At 66.4% G+C, this 18303-nt stretch carries 17 protein-coding genes; 6 read left to right on the top strand and 11 right to left on the bottom strand.

All coding sequences use genetic code 11. From position 1 onward, the window contains the following. Positions 1-18: 18 nt before the first annotated feature. Positions 19-3639, bottom strand: coding sequence for a LysM peptidoglycan-binding domain-containing protein (locus HPY83_08405; protein NPV07968.1), 3621 nt, complete (start codon positions 3637-3639; stop codon positions 19-21). 250 nt (positions 3640-3889) lie between these two features. Here HPY83_08405 and HPY83_08410 point away from each other — a divergent pair, with 250 nt between their 5' ends. Both HPY83_08410 and HPY83_08415 read left to right on the top strand, forming a co-directional pair. Continuing rightward, a complete protein-coding gene (locus tag HPY83_08410) occupies positions 3890-4144 on the top strand; it encodes a hypothetical protein (GenBank protein NPV07969.1) in 255 nt (84 codons plus the stop codon). A 37-nt stretch (positions 4145-4181) separates the two neighbouring features. Continuing rightward, positions 4182-4610: a hypothetical protein gene (locus tag HPY83_08415; protein ID NPV07970.1), complete on the top strand. Its 429-nt coding sequence runs from the start codon at positions 4182-4184 to the stop codon at positions 4608-4610. Positions 4611-4622: 12 nt separating this feature from the next. Here the strand turns inward: HPY83_08415 and HPY83_08420 are convergent, their stop codons facing one another. From HPY83_08420 to HPY83_08445, 6 genes are all read right to left on the bottom strand, one after another. Beyond that, on the bottom strand, positions 4623-5537 hold the full coding sequence (locus HPY83_08420) for a HAMP domain-containing histidine kinase (protein NPV07971.1): 915 nt from the start codon (positions 5535-5537) through the stop codon (positions 4623-4625). Further along, positions 5534-6235 carry a response regulator transcription factor gene (locus HPY83_08425; protein NPV07972.1) on the bottom strand — a complete coding sequence of 234 codons (702 nt, stop codon included), beginning with the start codon at positions 6233-6235 and terminating at the stop codon, positions 5534-5536. Before HPY83_08425 ends, HPY83_08420 begins: the two co-directional genes overlap by 4 nt. A gap of 298 nt (positions 6236-6533) precedes the next feature. Continuing rightward, the gene (locus tag HPY83_08430) at positions 6534-7373 is read right to left on the bottom strand and encodes a class I SAM-dependent methyltransferase (GenBank protein NPV07973.1); all 840 of its coding nucleotides are present in this window, start codon (positions 7371-7373) and stop codon (positions 6534-6536) included. Next, a complete protein-coding gene (locus HPY83_08435; GenBank protein ID NPV07974.1) occupies positions 7366-7764 on the bottom strand; it encodes a type II toxin-antitoxin system VapC family toxin in 399 nt (132 codons plus the stop codon). The genes HPY83_08430 and HPY83_08435 overlap by 8 nt, the downstream gene beginning before the upstream one ends. After that, positions 7761-8105 (bottom strand): type II toxin-antitoxin system Phd/YefM family antitoxin, encoded by a 345-nt coding sequence (locus HPY83_08440; protein NPV07975.1) that lies wholly within the window; start codon positions 8103-8105, stop codon positions 7761-7763. The genes HPY83_08435 and HPY83_08440 overlap by 4 nt, the downstream gene beginning before the upstream one ends. 121 nt (positions 8106-8226) lie before the next feature. Further along, positions 8227-9039 (bottom strand): aldo/keto reductase, encoded by an 813-nt coding sequence (locus tag HPY83_08445; GenBank protein ID NPV07976.1) that lies wholly within the window; start codon positions 9037-9039, stop codon positions 8227-8229. A 386-nt stretch (positions 9040-9425) separates the two neighbouring features. Here HPY83_08445 and HPY83_08450 point away from each other — a divergent pair, with 386 nt between their 5' ends. Further along, a complete protein-coding gene (locus HPY83_08450; protein ID NPV07977.1) occupies positions 9426-11105 on the top strand; it encodes a glutamine--tRNA ligase/YqeY domain fusion protein in 1680 nt (559 codons plus the stop codon). Between the two features lie 169 nt (positions 11106-11274). After that, positions 11275-12198, top strand: a complete 924-nt coding sequence (locus tag HPY83_08455) for a site-specific DNA-methyltransferase (protein ID NPV07978.1) — start codon at positions 11275-11277, stop codon at positions 12196-12198. A gap of 81 nt (positions 12199-12279) precedes the next feature. Here HPY83_08455 and HPY83_08460 read toward each other — a convergent pair whose 3' ends face one another. Next, positions 12280-13005 carry a GNAT family N-acetyltransferase gene (locus HPY83_08460; GenBank protein NPV07979.1) on the bottom strand — a complete coding sequence of 242 codons (726 nt, stop codon included), beginning with the start codon at positions 13003-13005 and terminating at the stop codon, positions 12280-12282. Positions 13006-13825: 820 nt separating this feature from the next. On the opposite strand from HPY83_08460, the gene HPY83_08465 reads away from it, so the two are divergent. After that, positions 13826-14629 carry a M55 family metallopeptidase gene (locus tag HPY83_08465; protein NPV07980.1) on the top strand — a complete coding sequence of 268 codons (804 nt, stop codon included), beginning with the start codon at positions 13826-13828 and terminating at the stop codon, positions 14627-14629. A gap of 144 nt (positions 14630-14773) precedes the next feature. Continuing rightward, on the top strand, positions 14774-15253 hold the full coding sequence (locus HPY83_08470) for a flavodoxin family protein (GenBank protein ID NPV07981.1): 480 nt from the start codon (positions 14774-14776) through the stop codon (positions 15251-15253). Positions 15254-15639: 386 nt separating this feature from the next. Here HPY83_08470 and msrB read toward each other — a convergent pair whose 3' ends face one another. The 3 genes from msrB to HPY83_08485 form a co-directional block, all read right to left on the bottom strand. Then, on the bottom strand, positions 15640-16062 hold the full coding sequence (msrB, locus tag HPY83_08475; GenBank protein NPV07982.1) for a peptide-methionine (R)-S-oxide reductase MsrB: 423 nt from the start codon (positions 16060-16062) through the stop codon (positions 15640-15642). 203 nt (positions 16063-16265) lie between these two features. After that, positions 16266-17093, bottom strand: coding sequence for a DUF1624 domain-containing protein (locus HPY83_08480; GenBank protein ID NPV07983.1), 828 nt, complete (start codon positions 17091-17093; stop codon positions 16266-16268). 195 nt (positions 17094-17288) lie between these two features. Then, complete coding sequence (locus tag HPY83_08485; GenBank protein ID NPV07984.1) at positions 17289-18044, bottom strand: 2-dehydro-3-deoxyglucarate aldolase; 756 nt, start codon at positions 18042-18044, stop codon at positions 17289-17291. Positions 18045-18303 lie beyond the last annotated feature (259 nt).

Here is an 18303-nt window from a genome sequence, read left to right on the forward strand (position 1 = left end):
GGCGTGGGAATGCAGGACTCAGTATGGCAAGGTCATGAATCTCAGGCTCTCGACGATCTCACGTATGTGAGCTTGGTCCGCATACAGGATGAAGTAACGGTATGTCCCGCCGGAGATGGTCACAGGCTCGGGGTACTCGACGATCACCGCCGCTTGGCCCTTCATCTCCTCCGGCTGGTCAGTCGAAGGCAAGATGAGTCGCGCCTGCTGGCCCTGGACCTGCAGGCTCTCTATGGTCGGTTCGGTGCCATAGGGACGCAGCTTGTGCTCCGACTCGAGCCTGTAGACCTCATCAATCGTCCAGCCTTGGCCCGACATGGCGCCCACAGAGAAGAAACCGGTGTCCCCTTCGTGGCGCTCGCCATAGTATCCGGCCACAGGCTGCCACTCAGCCGGGTAGGTGAACGATACGCGGAACTCCACACTGCTGTGCACCTCCCACCCCGGGCGAGTGGCCTGTGTCTCGGCTGACTCCGACGACGCCGCCAGGTCAAGCTGGCCTTCGTCGGCTGTGACGAAGGCCAGCATCTGCCACCACCCGCAGCCGCCATAGTGGCAGGTCGGGTCCTCCAGGCCGGTGAGGAGCACCTCGTCCAGCCACCCATCCAGCGCCACCACGCGCACGTCGGTACGGCCCTCCGCCTGGCGAGTGTACAGGAGCCGGGAGCCGTCGGCCGACCACCGCGGCCATCCGTCCACCGCCTCGCCCGGATCGGTTAGCCGCCGTGTATCCCCATCATGGAGGTAGATGGCCCTGCCCTCGAGGAGCTCCTCCATGGCGGGGCCCTCTCCGCGCCCTTCGGATGAGGCAGGCCCGGCCACGTAGGCCAGGGTGTTGCCGTCCGGGGACCAGGCCGGCTCGAAGGCAGCCATCTCCGGGCCGGTGAGGTAGCGCAGGTTGCCGCCGATCACGTCCAGCAGGGCCAGGCGCTTGTTCTGCATGATGAACCGCCCTCCCCCCTCGGCCAGTGCCAACAGGCCAGCCTCGGTCGGATGCCAGTCGTAGGCTTCGGGCGTCAGGAGCATGGTGGCCCCGAGATCACGAATCTGGCCCGTATCCGCGTTGATGGTAACCAGAGGCACCCCATCCACCCAGAGCGACGCGGCCATCAGGCCCTTGCCCGCCAGGATCAGGTTCGTGCCCGGCACCCAGTCGAGCAACTCGTAGTAGGCGTCGCGGATGTCGTCGCTCAAGCGATGGGTGGTGACCGCAGTGCCGGGCTCGGCTCCGCGGACGGAGAGGTCCTGGGCCCAGTGCCCGCCTCGGGCCAGTTGGTCCATGTGAGGGGTCCAGGCGAGCCTGCCATCCTCCGACCACAACACCTTCGCGCGCCCCTCCTCGCCCAGACTCCCGGCCGATAGGACCTCCCTGGCGGTAGCGTTGCCGAAGAAGGGGATAGCCCAGAGAGAGCCGTCATCGCGAGGCACCGCCAGCCAATCCTCCGAGCCGAGCAGAGCCTCCGCCGGGGCCCAGAATGGGTCCTGAAGTGCCTCGCTGACGCTCTGCTCTGGGGTGCCGTCGCGGCGGTAGACACGGTAGGCGCGGCTCCCCTCGGCTACCAGGAGACGCTCCCCCGAGGGCGACCAGCCGATGAGGCGGGCCGGTCTCTCGCCCAAGACGGCCGTACGTCCGGTCTCAAGATCGGCCACCACCGGCCGACCGGAGAACGACGGGCGTTGATCCACGAAGGCGAGCAGTCCCTCGGCCAGCGCCTCAGCCCGCAGGCAGCCCGGCAGGCCGGGGAAGACGTCGGCGCAGTCAATGATGGCCTCGGTTCCGGGGGCCAGTGCAACTGGGGTGGAAACCGGGGTGATGCTCGGCGGTGGCGTGGCCGGAGGGAAGTAGTCGGGTGGCGGTACCCTGATGACCTGGCCCACCTGGATGCTGCTGGCGTCGGTGATTCCGTTGTAGGCCAGCAGCGCATCGAGGGACACTCCCAGACGCTCAGCAATCTGACCCAGCGTGTCGCCGGCTTGGATGATGTAGGTTGTCGGGCCCTCGGTCGCGGCCCCAGGGGCAGCGGCGGTGGGGGTCGAGGGCACCCGCGTGATGGAGGCGCCAGGGGTCACCACTACCGGCGTGGGGGTCGGCATCGAGGCAGGTGCCGGCGTGGGAGTGAGAGGGACACGCTCCGGCGGGGTCACTACCGGGGCGGGAGCCGGACTGACCGGCGCCGGTGGCTGCCACCAGTCAAACAGCCCATCCCACTCGATGTGGCCGTAGTAGCCAAACCAACCGGGCGACGGCGTCAGCTCTTCCACCACCTGTTCCGCCTCGCCGCCATGCGCAGGGATCAGCCACAGTGAGGCTCGGTCCTCTCGGTCCAGGCGGGCAAAGAGGATGTGGGAGCCGCCAGTGGACCAGAGGGGACGTTCATCCCGGTAGTCGCCGTCATCGGTGAGCGCCATCGGGAACGAGCTGGAGAGGAGATCGAGCACCCACAGGCGGCGCTGCAGCAGCCCCTCGTGGGCAGTGTCTCCGCCCACCAGGTCCCCCTCGTCGGGCATGGCTACATAGGCCAAGCGATGCCCATCGGGGGCCCAGGCCGGAGATATCGCCGCCAGGTCAGGCCCGGTCACGGCTAGCCCCTCCTCGTTCTCGGCGTTGACCACATAGATCCTCTTCTGCGTCCACGCCCCGCGGTAGCCGCCCACGACCGCCGCGATCTGGGAGCCTGCCCCCGGCCCGAAGGACAGGAAGTCATCGTAGGCCAGCATAGTGTCCACCACCTGCCGGGGCTCCCCGCCCTCCGCCAAGATAGCGTAAAGGGGCACACCATCTGCCAGTATGGAGGCGGAAAGCATGGGGCTCTGCCAGAAGAGGATCCACCGGCCATCCGAGGTCCAACCGGCGAGGATGGCTTCTCCTTCCCCGGGGACACTGGCCTCGACCAGCGACCTGGTTTCGCGTCCGTCCGCCGACACGATGCCGATGCCCTGCCCCAGAAGTGGCTCTCCCTTACGCTGAGTATGCCACTGGCAAGCCACCCAGCCACCATCTGGGCTCCAGGCGATGCGTCTGATGGATGGTTGAGCCAGCCCGGTGTTGGGATCGGGTGTGGGCGGCGCAACGGGCTGGGTGGGCACCAGTGTGGTGAACCCTTCTTGCTCAGGCGACATGAGGTGGAGCCCTTGGCCATCAACGTATGCCAGCATGTCCGCGACCGGGGACCAGGCGAACACGCCGTCCGGTAGGACCGCCACCTGGCGCCCTTCGCTCCCGTCGCGGCGCATGATCCAGAGCAGGCTTTGCTCATCCTTAAGATAGGCCAGCCACTCCCCTGAGCGCGACCACCGCGGCTCGCGGTTGAGCCCGTCTTGGGTCAGCCTGTGGGGCTCACCATCGGGCAGCGCCCGGGTCCAGATGTCTCCTCCCTGAACGTAGGCGAGCTTACCCAGGGGCGAGGGCGCGGGCATGTCGGCAGGGGCTGCCGCCTCGGTCAGTCGAAGGGCCAACTCGGCCTTCTCCGTGGACAGGGCGACTATCGTGGCTGCGGCAGCGGTGTCCCTGGTGGGCGTCTCTGCGCCGGGCGACGGCATCACCCCCACCTCCAGGTACGTGCCGCAGCCACCCAATGCCAGGGCAGCCAACACAATCACCAATAGGCACAGCAGTCTTCGTCCTTTGCCTCCGATCATGGGTACATTTGCCTCCGGGCCGCTACGGCGGCGTTTGCCCGGCATTCTAGCGCTCCAGTGTAGCCGACGCGTGACGGCTGCGTAACAACCAGGTTACAGAAGATCGGCTGCAGTAACAGGCACCGCCGCCCTGGGTGCTGGAACAGCCTTGCCCTACCTACCGGCGCCCACCGCCCACATGGGATAGGCGGGCCGCTCACCCCTAGTGTACAATGGTCTCCAGCAGCTGATGGTGATCCACGAGGCGAAGATGACTGTAGACGAGCTGATCCGAGACATACATGTGCTCAACCGGGAGCTGGAGCATTTCGAGGTCAAGTACCGCGTCCTCTCCCAGGACTTCTACCGGCTCTACATCGAGGGCAAGCTCCCTGATGAGGATGTCGAGCAGATTGACGAGTTTGGCGAGTGGGCTGCGCTCTATCGCGCCAAGCTGTCCCGGGAGTCTCGGTACCGTGAATTGGTGCACGAGAAGCAAGAACCGGTGCTGTCTTCGCTCGGCTGAGGGCGCTGGTGAGAGCAATTGCTGACAGAGCACTGCTGTGCTGACGTCGCCGAGTGCCTATGCCGCTTTCGTCTACGGTCTACGCGAGCGCTTTGCCGAGATCGAAAGCTCCACTCTGGTGTTGCTGCCGCGGTCACCAACGGTGGCGGTACTCCGAGGCGAACTCCTGTTCGCGGGCGGCATTCGCCTGCGCGTAGTGGAGCAGGTTGACTTCGCCGAAGCACGCATCCACTACTACTCCTACACTGTCTACCGCGGGGAGGAGCGGCTGTACTGGTACGATCCTCAGCCCCACCCCAACGACCCCTCCCTGGACAGCACCCACCCTCACCACAAGCATGTCCCGCCGGACATCAGACACAACCGCATCCCCGCTCCCGGCCTGAGCTTCGAGCGGCCCAACCTGCCTATGCTGATCGAGGAAGTGGAGAGGGCACTACTGACCCCTGAACCTCCTCCAACGTGACCCCGGCCTGAGCTAGTGCACCGGCAGCCGCACACTAACCGCCGTCCCCTCGCCCGGCCGGCTGCTCACCGAGAGGTCGCCGCCGTGCCGGGCCACCACGGCCCGCGCCAGGGCCAGACCGAGCCCGCTGCCCTCCGTGCCCCGGGCGTTGGCCCCCCGAAACAGCTCCTCGCCCAGGTGCGGCAGCTCATCCGCCGCGATGCCGGGGCCGGTGTCGGCCACGATCACAACTACCCAGCGGCCATCCTCGAACCCGCGCACTTCCACCGTGTCTCCCGGATGCGAGAACTTGAGGGCATTGTCCACCAGGTTGTAGAAGGCCAGGAAAAGCAGGTCATGATCCCCGGCAATGCAGGGCAAGGGCCAGGGCGCCTCCGGCAGGCTCAGGCGCACCCGGCGCTCCGAAGCCCCCGGCCGGGCGGAGGCATCCTCCAGCACCTGGTGCAGAAGCTCGGTCAAGTCCACCGGCTCTCGCTCTAGAGGGATGGTCTCCAGGTCGGCCAGCTTACGCAGGTCGGCGCCCAGGCGGGCCAGGCGGTCCACCTGGGAACGCACTGCGGCGATCCCCGGCGGCTGCCCCTCGGGCGTCGCGGGCTCCGTCACCAGAGAGAGGTTGGCCAACCCGGCGCGGATGGCCGTCACCGGGTTCTTCAACTCGTGCTCCAGGCGGCGCACGAAGCGGCGATGAGCCTCGCCCTGCTCCCGCCGGAGGTTCGCCACTTCGCCCGACCAGCGTCGGTTCACGGAGCGAATCGCCAGAGCTACCGCTCCCCAGAGGGCGCTGCCCGCCATCCCTATGAGAAGGACAGTGGTGGCCAAGTCGGCCCGGACGAACAGCACCGGGTCGGGCAGGGGCGCCCGCCGCCAGACCAGAAACAGCAGCACCCCGATCACCAGCGGTAGACCGCTCCAGAGCCCTCGCCTCACTCCCCTCGCTCCACCCGGCCCACGAAGCGGTACCCTTCGCCCACGACCGTCTCGATCAGGTCCGCTCGGTCCCCGAGCGCACGTCTGAGCTCGGCCACGCGAGCGTCCACTGCGCGAGTCCCGGCGGGATAGTCCCAGCCCCAGACGGCGTCGAGTAGCCTGTCGCGACTCAGCATCTCATCGGAATGAAGCATCATGTATTCCAGCAGGGCCAGAGCCCGGGCGGTGACCGGCTTTTCCCGGCCTGCGATCAGCAGCCGGCGCGAACGGCGGTCCAGCCTCACCGGCCCGCACCGGAGCGAGTCCGCTCCGGCGATGGGCTGGGCCTGCAGCCGGCTCCGGCGCAGGACGGCCCGGACGCGAGCTACCAGCTCGAAGGGCTCGAAGGGCTTGTTGAGGTAGTCGTCGGCCCCCTCCTCCAGGGCCATGGCCCTCTCCCCCGCCGCTCCCACCCGGGTGAGCAGGATCACCGGGGTCCAGTTGCCCGAGCGGCGGAGCCGGCGCAGGGCTTCCCGACCGTCCAGGCGGGGCATCAGTACGTCGAGGACGATCACGTCGGGAGAGAAGCTCTCGGCCTGGCGCAAGGCCTCCTCCCCGTCCCCGGCGATAGACACGCGGAAGCCGGCCCGCTCCAGCAACTGGCTGAGCTCGGTGGTGATGGCTGGCTCGTCGTCGGCTAGGAGTACTCTAGGACGAATGTCGGCCTGACTGCTCACTGCTGGGACCCTCAAGTAGATGGCACACTGACGAACGCGGATAGACCGCTGATGGGCACGGACAACGGACAAGGAGCGGCAAGCACAAATGTAGCAACATTAAGCATGTTGCGCGATTGCAGGCCGACCTCGGTCTCGGACGGGCGCCTGGTGAAGGCTGCTCCCCTTCACGCACACCACGGGAATCGCGTCTGGGGGCGCGAACTCCTCGATGCTAGATGTGACTCCGTTCTTCTCTGCAATCTCGGCCGTTAGGTCCTCCGAGCAACGCCAACGCAGACTACGCGCTCGTGGCCTTCTCACCCACGTAGAAGATGTGCTCGGAGAGGCCGAGGGTGTCCGGGTCCTCGCAGGTGGCGAGCATCAGGGCCGCCGCTTTCTCCTGCACCGCCTCTGGGGCCTCGTCGAGGCTCTTCAGCCCGGTGAGAACGCCCTTGCAGGCTGCCATACTCATGGTCCGGAAGCCGTGTCGCTCGAAGAACCTCCGAAAAGGCTCCGGCCTGGTGCGATAGGGGCTGATGACGTCATGCTCGTCGCACCTGTCGCTCCATAGTCCATCCACTCGGGGATTGCAGGGCACTTCGTCGCTGAGGAAGCGGTCGTGCTTCTCCCAGGTCAGCAAGCCCCTGATGAAGCTGTAGACGGTCAGAGCGGCGGCGATGATCCGGCCTCCCGGTTTGAGCACCTGCCACGTGGCCTGGGCGGCGCGGTCGCGATCTGACCGTCTGATGAGGTGATAGAACGGCCCATTGCTCAGGACGGCGTCGAAGGACTCTCTTCCCAGCGACACCACCTCCGTAGCATCCAAGACCAGGGCACGGAAGCGAGGGTGTCCCCCGTACTGCTCCTGAGCGCACTCTACCGCCCTGGGTGAGATGTCCACCAGGGTGATATCGAAGCCACGGTCGAGGAAGTCCTGCGAGTAGCTGCCGGGACCACCGCCTACGTCGAGGAGTCTTCCTCCGGCGGCGAAGTACCGGTCCACCAGGTGCAACACGAGGCGCTTCTCCAAGTGGTTGTAGAAGCTCTCGCTGAGGCGGGCCCTCTCCCGCTGCAGGTTGTCATCGTAGTACCGGGCCACTTGGTCCCCGGCGCTGACGGGCGGCCACCTCCTACTCAAGCCAGTCCTCCAGTATCAGACCTGCCGCGCCGACTAGCCGGGAGAAGTGCCTCGTATTGTGGGTCACCAGTGTGCCTTCACGGTCGAGAGCAATGCTGGCGATCAGCAGGTCAATGTCACCGATGGCCTGGCCGGCCTGCTTGAGCTGGGCCTTGAGCAGACCGAACCTACGCGCCGACCACTCGTCAAACGGCAGAACCGTCACGGCGGCAAGCAGCGTATCAACACGAGCCAGGTTCTCGACGGCATGCCGCGACTTGGCTGCCCCGTGTATCAGCTCGCCGACTGCGACAGCTGTGATGGCCAGCTCTTCGCCCGCCCCCATGTGTTCGGTCAAGTCCAGCTGTGAGCGCAGAATCGCCACACAGTGATCGCTGTCAAGGATCTTCACAGGTTGACACTGGGACGGGTACTCGGTTTGTCGCGCCCCGCAGCGATCTCCTCTGCCAGGTTCGCCAGGTCCTCCTCGTCCCGCCACAGGCCGAAGGCGGCCATTGCCGGGTGCAGCTCGCCCCGCTCAATCTTCTCCAGTATGGCTTCCTCCTGGCCCAATGCCCGAGCCAGCCGGAGCGCAGTGTGCGGTGTCCGCTCCAGGCGGTCTAGGTCCGCCACTCCGACAAGCGCGGCCACCGGGCGCTCTCGGCGCTTGATCACGAATCTCTCGCCAGCTGCCGCCCGGCTGAGTAGCTCAGAGAAACGGGCTTTCGCCTCAGCCACATTGATGGTCACCATTTACACCCCCAGCTATTGAGTCATTATGACCTGTTGACCTGAAGCATACCACCGAATGGTCAAGAATGCATGGCGAGCATCCGGCGCTCAGACCCGGCTTCGAGGCCTCGTCTTCGCCAGATCAGTCCGACTCCAGCCGCCCCTCGGCGCGCATCCGGGCCCCATACTCCTCCAGCACCGCCTTCTCTTCCGCGGTCAGCGTCGGCCGCTCCGCCACCGCTCGGACCACTCGCTGGAAGAGAGTAACGTCCCGCAGGCCCACCAGCACTACGCCCACGGCGTCGGAGGTGAGCACGTAGCGGTAGAAGTCCTCCGGTGCCGGATCCCCCGTGTCGCTGAACAGCTTATCCACCCGGGTGGCCTGCATGATCACCACCCCGGTGCCCTGCCTCCTGGCCTCGGGGAACACCAGCGTCTCCGGCTCCTTCATGGCGCAGTTGTACCAGCAGAGCACGGTGTCAAAGTGGCCCGTCGCTACGTTCTTGCCCACCTCAACCCAGTCGTGCCCGGTGACCCCGATGTAGCGGATCAGGCCCTCATCGCGCGCCTTCAGAGCCGCCTCCAGGGCACCGCCGGGCGCCAGCACGCGCTCCCGATCGGAGGCCGTATTCACGAAGTGGAGCTGCCAAACATCAATGCAGTCCACCTGGAGCCCCCTGAGAGATGCCTCCAGGTCTGCCCTGGCGCCGGTGGCATCGCGCTGCATAGTCTTGGTGGCGATGACGAGGTCGTCCCGGCGGCCCGCGATGGCCTGGCCGATGATCCTCTCATCCCTTCCGTCGTGGTAGGCTCGGGCGGTGTCCACGTAGTTGGCGCCTGTATCCAGGGCGGCCCGGTACCCGTCCGCCGAATCGCAGTAGCCGCCGCCTATGCCCAGGCGGGTCACCACCAGACCAGTGCGTCCCAGAACCGTCTTCGGCAGGTCGAGTCCCATCGCCAGCGTCACCTCCGGTGGGCCGTTGCCCGGCCTACCCCATCCTGGGGACGATAGGCCGGAGACTGCACTGATGTCAATCGCCCGATCGCCACGGCAGCAAGGAGCGCCAGTGGGGCTCGCCTACCAGGCCAGCGGCCCGAACGAGGTCGGCCAGGGTCCGGCTATGCCAGGGGGCCCGTTCGTGCTATCCTCAGGGGGTGAGCAACCAGCGCGGGGAGGGGCCCTGCCGGCACGGTGCTGCCCCAGGCGCCGCTGCAGCGTGGGTGCTCCAGGCGGGCGGCACCCTAGGCGAGACCGGTCCGAGGTATTCCCCGAGGTTCGCGGCCCATTGGGAGAAGGCATAGATGGAGGACAGAGCAGAGGAAAGGAAGGTGGCGGAGCCCATGCCCGAGCACCCCACCGACTTCATCCGCGAGGCGATCATGGAGGACATCCGCTCCGGCCGGTTCGGCGGCCGGGTGCATACCCGCTGGCCCCCCGAGCCCAACGGGTACCTCCACATCGGCCACGCTAAGGCTATCTGCCTCAACTTCAGCATCGCCGAGGAATTTGGCGGCCTGTGCAACTTCCGCTTCGACGACACCAACCCTATCAAAGAAGAGCAGGAGTTCGTGGACGCCCAGATCGAGGACGTCCGCTGGCTGGGGTTCGACTGGGGCGACCGCCTCTTCTACGCCTCCGACTACTTCGAGCAGCTCTACCAGTGGGCTGTCCAGCTCATCAAGGAGGGCAAGGCGTACGTAGATGATCTGAGCCCGGACGAGGTACGAGAGTACCGCGGCACCCTCACCGAGCCAGGCAGGGAGAGCCCCTACCGCAACCGCTCCGTGGAGGAGAACCTGGACCTCTTCGAGCGCATGCGCAAGGGCGAGTTTCCGGAAGGCTCGCGCACGCTTCGGGCCAAGATAGACATGTCGTCGGGGAACATCAACCTGCGCGATCCGGTAATGTACCGCATCCTGCACGCCACCCACCACCGCACCGGCGACAAGTGGCGCATCTACCCTATGTACGACTGGGCCCACGGACAGTGCGACTCCATAGAAGGCATCACCCATTCTCTCTGCAGCCTGGAGTACGCCGACCACCGGCCCCTCTACGACTGGTTCCTGGATCAGCTCGGCATCCACCACCCCCGCCAGATCGAGTTCGGTCGGACTAGCCTCACCTACACCGTGGTCAGCAAGCGGTACCTAGCCGAGCTGGTGCGCGAGGGCTACGTGGACGGCTGGGACGACCCTCGGATGCCCACCCTATCCGGGTTGCGCCGCCGGGGTTACACCCCTGAGTCCATCCGGGACTTCGCCGACCGGACGGGAGTGCCCCGGGTCAACAGCACGGTGGACGTGGCCCTGCTGGAGCACTGCCTGCGCGAGGACCTGAACCGAAGGGCCCAGCGGGTCATGGCTGTGCTCCGGCCTTTGCGACTGGTGATCGAGAACTACCCCGAGGGCCAGGTGGAGTACATCGAGGCCATCAACAACCCTGAAGACCAGTCCATGGGGACACGCAAGGTCCCCTTCTCCCGCGTGCTCTACATAGAGCGGGAAGACTTCATGGAGGAGCCGCCCAAGAAGTTCTACCGCCTGGCGCCCGGACGCGAGGTGAGGCTGCGCTACGCCTACTTCGTCACCTGCACCGGCGTGGTCAAGGACGAGAACGGAGAGGTGGTGGAGGTGCGCTGCACGTACGACCCGGCCACCCGAGGTGGCGACGCTCCCGACGGTCGCAAGGTCCGCGCTACCCTGCACTGGGTCTCGGCCGAACACGCCCTGGACGCGGAGGTACGGCTGTACGACCGGCTATTCACCAAAGAGGACCCCAGCGACGTAGAGGAGGGCAAGCGCTTCACGGACTACGTCAACCCCAACTCCCTCGAGGTGCTGCGGGGCTGCAAGGTGGAGCCCTTCCTCGCAGGCGCCGAGCCCGGCAGCCGCTACCAGTTCGAACGCCAGGGCTACTTCTGCGCGGACAGCAAGGACTCCCGACCAGGAGCGCTGGTGTTCAACCGTACCGTGCCCCTGCGTGACACCTGGGCGAAGGTGCAGGGAAGGGAAGGCTAGAGGCCATGTCCTGCTCGCCACACGGACGGCCTGGCAGCGCTTCTGGCCGGCTCCGGGCCGTCCCCAGGGGCATTTCGGGCCTGCGCGCCCGTGAGGTACCGGGCTCCGCATTCGGGTCCGGCGCCAGGTGACCGGTCACCGCTTCCAGGCCGCACCCCCCAACGAGAGGATGGGCAGTGTGGCCACCGGCCGCATCTACTTCGGTGATAACCTGCCCATCCTGAAGGACTTCCCCGACGCGTTCGCCGATCTGATCTACATTGACCCGCCCTTCAACACCGGCAGGACCCAGGCCCGAACCCGGATCAAGACCGCCCGTTCCGACAACGGCGACCGCACCGGGTTCCAGGGGCGGCGCTACCGCACCACCCGGCTGGGCTCACAGTCATTCGCCGACGTCTTCGACGACTACCTCGCCTTCCTGGAGCCCAGGCTTCAGCAAGCACACCGCGTCCTGGCCTTGCACGGTACCCTGTACTTTCACATAGACTACCGTGAGGTCCACTACTGCAAGGTCCTGCTGGATCAGATATTCGGGCGCGAGTGCTTCCTAAACGAGGTCATCTGGGCCTATGACTACGGAGGGCGCACCACCAGACGATGGCCCCCTAAGCACGACAACATCCTGGTCTACGTGAAGGACCCTGGCCGATACGTTTTCAACGCCGACGCTATCGAGCGCATCCCCTACCTGGCCCCCAGGCTAGTGGGGCCGGAGAAGGCTAGCCGGGGCAAGCTCCCTACTGACACCTGGTGGCATACCATAGTACCCACCAGCGGGTCGGAGAGAACGGGGTACCCGACTCAGAAACCCCTGGGGATACTGAGGCGAATCGTCCAGGCTTCCTCGAACACCGGCGACCTGGTCCTGGATTTCTTCGCCGGAAGCGGCACTACCGGAGCAGCCTGCCTGGAGCTCGGCCGGCGGTTCGTCCTCGTTGACGACAACCCGGCGGCGCTGGAGGTGATGGCCCGGCGTTTCCATGGCGTGGCCGGCATAGAATGGGTGGGTTTCGACCCCGCTCCCTCCCAGGCGCGGGCAGAACAGCCCCTCCTACTCGACGGGGTTGCCGGCTCCCCGCGGCACCGCTAGCACTGACGCCCCCGGCGGCTGCCGAAGGAGGGTGTCGTGCTTGCCTCTGCTACCCTCTTCCTGTCTGCTGTGCCCTCTCGCTCACAGCTCGAGACGCAAGGTGTACTGGTTCTGGGCATCGTCCGGCTTCAGGCCGGCAGCGTCGGCCTGCTCGCGCATGGTGCGCACGAATTCATCGTAGCCCTCGATACACAAGCGGTCCCGTGCAGTCACCCGGAAGCCCAATCTCTTCCAGAAGCGTCTGCCCGCCTGTCCGGTGATGGCATACACAAGATCCAGGTCCTCGTAGGCTGTAGCCTCTATCGCCTCCCATCCCTGCGCCTGGGCCCACGGAACCAACGACTGCACCATCCTGGTGGCGATGCCCTTTCGCTGGTACGGGTTGTGCTCTTGCTTCGGCGACCCAGTCATCATGCAGTGGACGGACAAGGTCCTGTCTCCCATGTCCGCCAAAGTGGGGAAGGGCTGCTCCACCAGCACCTCCGATGGACCCGCCGGATAGGCTTGCTGGAGACACATGTGGCCGGCCCCATCCAGTGCGAAGAGAGCCTTGGGGTAGAACCGCAAGAAGCCCACGACCTCTTCCCCATCCCGTGCCAACATGGCGCAGGAGCCATAGGTCCTGATGATCTTCCGCAGTAAGGGAACGTTCACCTCGTGGTGTCGCCCCCATTGCAGCGCTCCGGGCCCGGTACCATCAGGTGGCACCCTCTCGATGCCTGTCTTCGATAGGGGGCCATCGTGGAGGCAGCGCCAGAGGATGAAGTCCTCGCTCATGGGCTCGATGCGAACATCTTCCGCAGCCATGTGACTCCCCCGCCCACCATGTGGCAGCTTGCGGATGCAAGCCGGGGCTTGGGCAGACGTGGGCCAGGTAGTAGCGGCGCCGTCCTCGCGCCCGATCCAGAGCGTTCCGCCAATCGCCCCTCTACTGCCCTCACTCCGGCACCCCCCACCACCAACCCTCTCGCTCCGGTGCCCCCAGGCCCAGAAAGCGGGCGACGTGGCCGGCCAGCCCGGCGCCGAGCCAGGGCAGTGCGGGCAGCCCGGCCTCCCCTCGCATCCGGCGCATCTCAGCCACCCTCTGGGTCGCCTCGGGCACAGCCCAGGCGGCCTTGCGGTAGGCCCACACCCGGTGGCTAGAGGCGCCCTCCAGCTGTAACTACCGCGGTCTACCCCGATCTCGGTGCCGTTTCCAGCCAGACCCGGTGCCTCGGGGGGCCTCCAGTTGCAGCTCGTGCTGGCGGCGGGAACCCCGGCGCCGACCACTACCGCACCCTCAGGGAGTCCCTACGCGAACGCTTCGTTCCTCCCATGGATCGATCTCCCACGGCATATGATCGCCCGACAACGGGCCGTTTTGGGGAAGCGGTCACGAAGCACCATCTCGCCGCTGAGCCGTCAGAACTGCGCCAAAGGGCCCCAGTGTACGGGACGCTGGTCGAGAGCAGGGCGCCGCATCTTGCGGGCTCTTCAGCTGTACGGGACTGGCCGGTGCCTTGCACACCACCGTAGTCAGCCCGGCCTGCCGCTGCCCACCCCCTCGCCGGCCGCACGATTCCGGACCAGGCCGAGTGGACCTAGGCTGCGCCAGCCGACTCGGCTATACTCCCGGACGGGAGGGACGATGAAGGTTCTCATTGCCGCCGACATGGAAGGACTCGCCGGGCTGGTGCAATGGGATAGCTCCGAGGAGGAGCTGATGCGCCGGCTCATGACCGAGGAGGTCAACGCCGCCGCCCGAGGTGCCTTCGCCGGCGGCGCCACCGAGGTCCTCGCCGCTCAGAGCCACGGCGGCATGCGCAACCTGCTGCCGGAGGCTCTCGACCCCCGAGTGACCTACATGGCGGGCCAGCCCAAGCCCCTCAACCACATGGCAGGGGTGGACGGCTCCTTCGACTTGGCCCTGTTCGTCGGCTACCACTCCCGGGCGGGCACGCGGCACGGCGTCATGGCCCATACCTTTTCCAACGGCGTCTTCTCCCTCAGCTTCAACGGCATCGAGATGGGCGAGATCGGCACCGACGCCGCCCTGTGCGGGCACTTCGGCGTCCCGGTGGGCCTCGTCTGCGGCGACCAGGCCGCCTGCGAGGAGGCGACAGCCCTGCTGGGGGACGTGATCACGGTGCCGGTGAAAGAGGGGGTCAGCCGTTTCGCCGCCCGATGTCTGCCCCTGGCCGCAGCGCGCTCCCGGATCGAACGGTCGGCGGCCGACGCGGTCCGGCACGCTGGGAGCTTTGCACCCTTCGTCGTCGCCGGCCCAATCGCCGTCAGCCTGACCTTCACCCTGCCCGAATTCGCCGACGCGGTGGAACACCTCGACTTCGTCTCCCGAGTGGACGGTCGGACGGTGACTTTCGAGGCCGAGGACTTCCCCCGAGCGTTCGAGCGCTTCAACGCTCTCCACTTCCTGGCGCCTACCGTCCGCTAGGGCCGCCTTGGCAGGAATCGCTGCCTGCCCGACAATGGGCCGGATGTCGCTGCGGCACACCGGTCGCGCATTCAGCGCCATCAAGAGAATGCGCCCGGCGGAATCGGTCAGAAACACGACTGCAAGAGCGGGAGGCGAGTGGCAATGAGTACCTTGGTGGTCTACGACTCGAGGTTCGGCAATACGGAGAAGATCGCGCGGGCGATCGGAGAAACCCTGGGCGCAACCGATGTGGTTCGGGTCAGCAATGTGAAGCCGGAGCAACTGACGGGCGTGGACCTGCTGATCGTCGGCTCTCCCACCCACGGTTTCAGGCCCACCCCCGCGACCACCGACCTGCTCAAGGCCATCCCGGATAACGCCCTTCAGGGAGTGAAGGTGGCCGCCTTCGACACCAGGATCGACCCCAGCGAGGTGAAGGGCTTCGGTGGCCTCATATTGCGGCCCCTGATGAGCATCTTCGGCTACGCGGCCAAGCCCATCGCCAACCGCCTTGCGGCCAAGGGAGGGGAGCTCATCGCTCCGCCAGAGGGATTCATTGTGCTGGACCGGGAAGGGCCATTGCGAGACGGCGAGCTCGAACGGGCCGCCCACTGGGCCAGAAGGCTCCAATCAACCCAGTAGCAGGCCGGGGTTCGCCCTCACCACTTGAGGCACCGTCGGCTCCCTCGCCAGCATCGGAAGTAGCCACTCTCTCTGCCAGAGAGGGACCCGGGACGGTGAGGACCGCCCCTGCGCTCGCAGCGACTGGCTGGCCTCCTCTCGTCGCGGTAGGCACTCCGCCTGATCGGGGCGGAGCCAGCCTAATGTCACCTGGTTCTCACCCTTCTGCTGCCGGCCAGCCAGGGCCACAGTCGCCGAAGGTGATTGCACACTGAACTAGCGGCCGACCACCGCGGCCTGCCCCTGGCAGGCACAACCACATGCAGCGAAGCTGTGGCTAGCGATCCCGTTCCTGCGCCTCGTGTGCCCGCGCCGGTGGGGTGCGCCTCAACCAGGCCGGGTCGGGATCACTCGCCCTCCTCTTCCCCAGCCTCCTCCTGAGGCAAGAAGCGCAGGGCCGCCGAATTGATGCAGTAGCGCAGACCGGTGGGCCGGGGCCCGTCCGTGAACACATGCCCCAAGTGGGCGTCGCAGACCTGGCACACTACCTCGGTGCGTACCATGCCGTGGCTGCGATCGGCCCGCTCGCTCACCGCCTGCTCGTGCTCGGGCGCCGTGAAGCTGGGCCACCCTGTGCCCGACTCGAACTTCGCCTCGGAGCGGAACAGACGGTTGCCGCAGCACACGCACACGTAGTGGCCCTCCTCGTGGTGGTCCCAGTACTCACCGGTGAAAGGCGGTTCCGTGCCCGCCTGCCGCGTGACTCGATACTGCTCCGCAGTCAACTGCTCCCGCCATTCCTCGTCAGTCTTCCTAACCTTGTCAGCCATTTGGTCAACCTCACATTGTGGAGATTTCACCGCTGAGATCGCTGAGACCGCAGAGAAGAAACATCGGGTATGTAAGCGCAACCTCTACCGAATCGAGTCCCCTGACGAGCTACGCCGTCTCCGAGCGAACTCCGTCAAGGAGGAACTAACTGCGGCTCCGTTTCTTCACCTTCTCTTCTCTGTGGTCTCCGCGATCTCTGCAGTCACATCCGTAGCGCCAGCAGTAGCACCGCGATCAGCAGGGGCTGGTGGGCAAGGTACACCGGCAGAGAGTGCGCACCCATCCAGATCAGCGGACGCAGCACCGGCTTCCCGCTCCAATCGGGCAGGCGGAAGCGAGGGGCACCCCCTGGATACAGGTAGCGCCCGGCCACGGTACCCAGGATCATCACTCCGACCCAGGGGAGAAAGGGGAAGAAGTCCAGCTGGGCCGGAGGTGGCGGCCCTACCCCGAACCAGCCCAGCCGCGGGTCAGCGCCCTGCACGGTGGTCAGATAGACGCCAACAGAGGTGGCGGCCAGCCCCGGTATCAGGGCGTAGTAGCCCCAGCCCAAGACCAGGGTGCTCACCAGCGTGGCGGTACCAATCAGCTGCAGGATGCCGAAGACCACCACGGGCTGCCCGAAGTACAGCCAGGTGACGGCGGTGATGGTCAGCCCCCAACCTATGAGCTTGAGCCCGCGAGAGAGGTGCCGCGCCCGAAGCTCGGCGGCGCTCCGGGTCCGGCGACCCCGCTGGTCGGCTAGGGCCAGGGCCATCCCGGCCAGGAAGACGAACTGAACCACGATAACACTCGAGGCGGGCCGCCACTTGCCCTCGAAGGGCTCTCCCGAAATGAAGCCGAACATCACCAGGTCGTAGGCTAGGTGGAAGACGATCATCATAACGATGGGGATGCCTCGCAGAGCATCCAGCTCCCAGAAGCGGGAAGATCCACCCTCGTGCACGAGGAGCAAGAAGCGACCGAGGCGCCGCAGCGCCCCGACGTGGGGTGCCACATCTGCCGTCCCCACTGCAGCTCCCTGACTCATACCCTGCACTCCGTCACCGACCAACCACCTGTGCTTGCCGTCGCTCACTAACACCTGCAAAGAAGGGTATGCGAGTGCGGCAGTCGAAGTCAAACCGCGTCCAACAGCGAGAGCCCCTCCGCCAAGTCCCCCTTCTCGCACTCCCCAAGAGCAGGGGCAGCAGTCGGAAGCCGACGGCTGAGGGTGCCGCTGGCCCTACTCCCCTCGCACCCGGCGTACCAGATCGCGCATGGCCCGGTCTATGATCACCAGGTCGGTGGTGGTAGTGACGAAGAGGAAACCCTTCTCGATCCAGTAGGCAGGGTCGTCGCCACCGTAGATGCCGGGGATCTTCCCGGCATGCCGGCAGGCGGCCAGCACCCGCATGATGGCCTCCTCGTGGCGACGGCGGTCTCCTGCCTCGGACAGGTCCAGCCCCATGGTGGCAGCCAGATCGTTGGGCCCGATCCAGCACCCGTCCACTCCCTCCACCGCCATGATCTCATCCACGTTCTCCAGGCCGGTGGCCGTCTCGATCTGGACTGCCAGGAAGACCTGGTCGTCGGCCCAGCGGACGTAGTTGGGTGCCTCGTAGTAGTCCACCGAGAAGGCACCCATGGAGCGTCCGCCCCGAGGCGGGTAGCGCATGGCGAAGGCCGCCGCCTCGGCCTCTGCCCGGGTGTTTACCATGGGGACCACGATGCCCAGAGCGCCGCGGTCGAGCAGCCGGCCGATGTCGTAGAAGTCGTTGCGGTGCACCCGCGCCATGGGCGTGGCCGGCCCGAGGCTTATCTTGGCGAAGGCGTCCATCGCCTCGTTGAGCTCCCAGGCCCCGTGCTGACAGTCCACCAACACGAAGTCGAATCCGGCCTGGGAGAGAGACTGGGCCACGAGGGACGAGCCCGTGGTGCAGACCACGCCCAAGGCAGGCATTCCCTCGGTCAGGCGGCGCAAGGTGGCATTAGATCGCATCGAAGCATCTCCTGTGATAGGCGTGCGAGGATGATACGACACCAGGGCAGAGTAGGACAGGTCAGAGAGGTCGTCGAATGGAATTCGGGGCTAGACGGCCCGGCGGCCGAATGCCCGCCTACGCGGACACACCACGTGTATCGGGGTGCGTCGGCGCAAGGCCTACCCTCTCGAAAGGCTCAGGGCAAGCTCTCAGCCCTCCCAGGGGGTAACGCCCGGCCGTAGCCCCCGCCACCCCGCACCTCCGTGTCTCCCGCTC

The organism is Anaerolineae bacterium, from assembly GCA_013178015.1.
In the GTDB taxonomy this organism is placed as follows: domain Bacteria; phylum Chloroflexota; class Anaerolineae; order DRVO01; family DRVO01; genus Ch71.

Bases quoted from the DNA above. Each gene is read 5' to 3' on its own strand.
- HPY83_08445 (NPV07976.1), bottom strand. From the start codon at position 9,039: ATGGGACTCGACCTGCCGAAGACGGTTCTGGGACGCACTGGTCTGGTG.
- HPY83_08455 (NPV07978.1), top strand. From the start codon at position 11,275: ATGGGCAGTGTGGCCACCGGCCGCATCTACTTCGGTGATAACCTGCCC.
- HPY83_08410 (NPV07969.1), top strand. From the start codon at position 3,890: ATGACTGTAGACGAGCTGATCCGAGACATACATGTGCTCAACCGGGAG.
- HPY83_08450 (NPV07977.1), top strand. From the start codon at position 9,426: ATGCCCGAGCACCCCACCGACTTCATCCGCGAGGCGATCATGGAGGAC.
- HPY83_08405 (NPV07968.1), bottom strand. From the start codon at position 3,639: ATGATCGGAGGCAAAGGACGAAGACTGCTGTGCCTATTGGTGATTGTG.
- HPY83_08440 (NPV07975.1), bottom strand. From the start codon at position 8,105: ATGGTGACCATCAATGTGGCTGAGGCGAAAGCCCGTTTCTCTGAGCTA.
- HPY83_08470 (NPV07981.1), top strand. From the start codon at position 14,774: ATGAGTACCTTGGTGGTCTACGACTCGAGGTTCGGCAATACGGAGAAG.
- HPY83_08485 (NPV07984.1), bottom strand. From the start codon at position 18,044: ATGCGATCTAATGCCACCTTGCGCCGCCTGACCGAGGGAATGCCTGCC.
- msrB (NPV07982.1), bottom strand. From the start codon at position 16,062: ATGGCTGACAAGGTTAGGAAGACTGACGAGGAATGGCGGGAGCAGTTG.
- HPY83_08465 (NPV07980.1), top strand. From the start codon at position 13,826: ATGAAGGTTCTCATTGCCGCCGACATGGAAGGACTCGCCGGGCTGGTG.
- HPY83_08460 (NPV07979.1), bottom strand. From the start codon at position 13,005: ATGGCTGCGGAAGATGTTCGCATCGAGCCCATGAGCGAGGACTTCATC.
- HPY83_08480 (NPV07983.1), bottom strand. From the start codon at position 17,093: ATGAGTCAGGGAGCTGCAGTGGGGACGGCAGATGTGGCACCCCACGTC.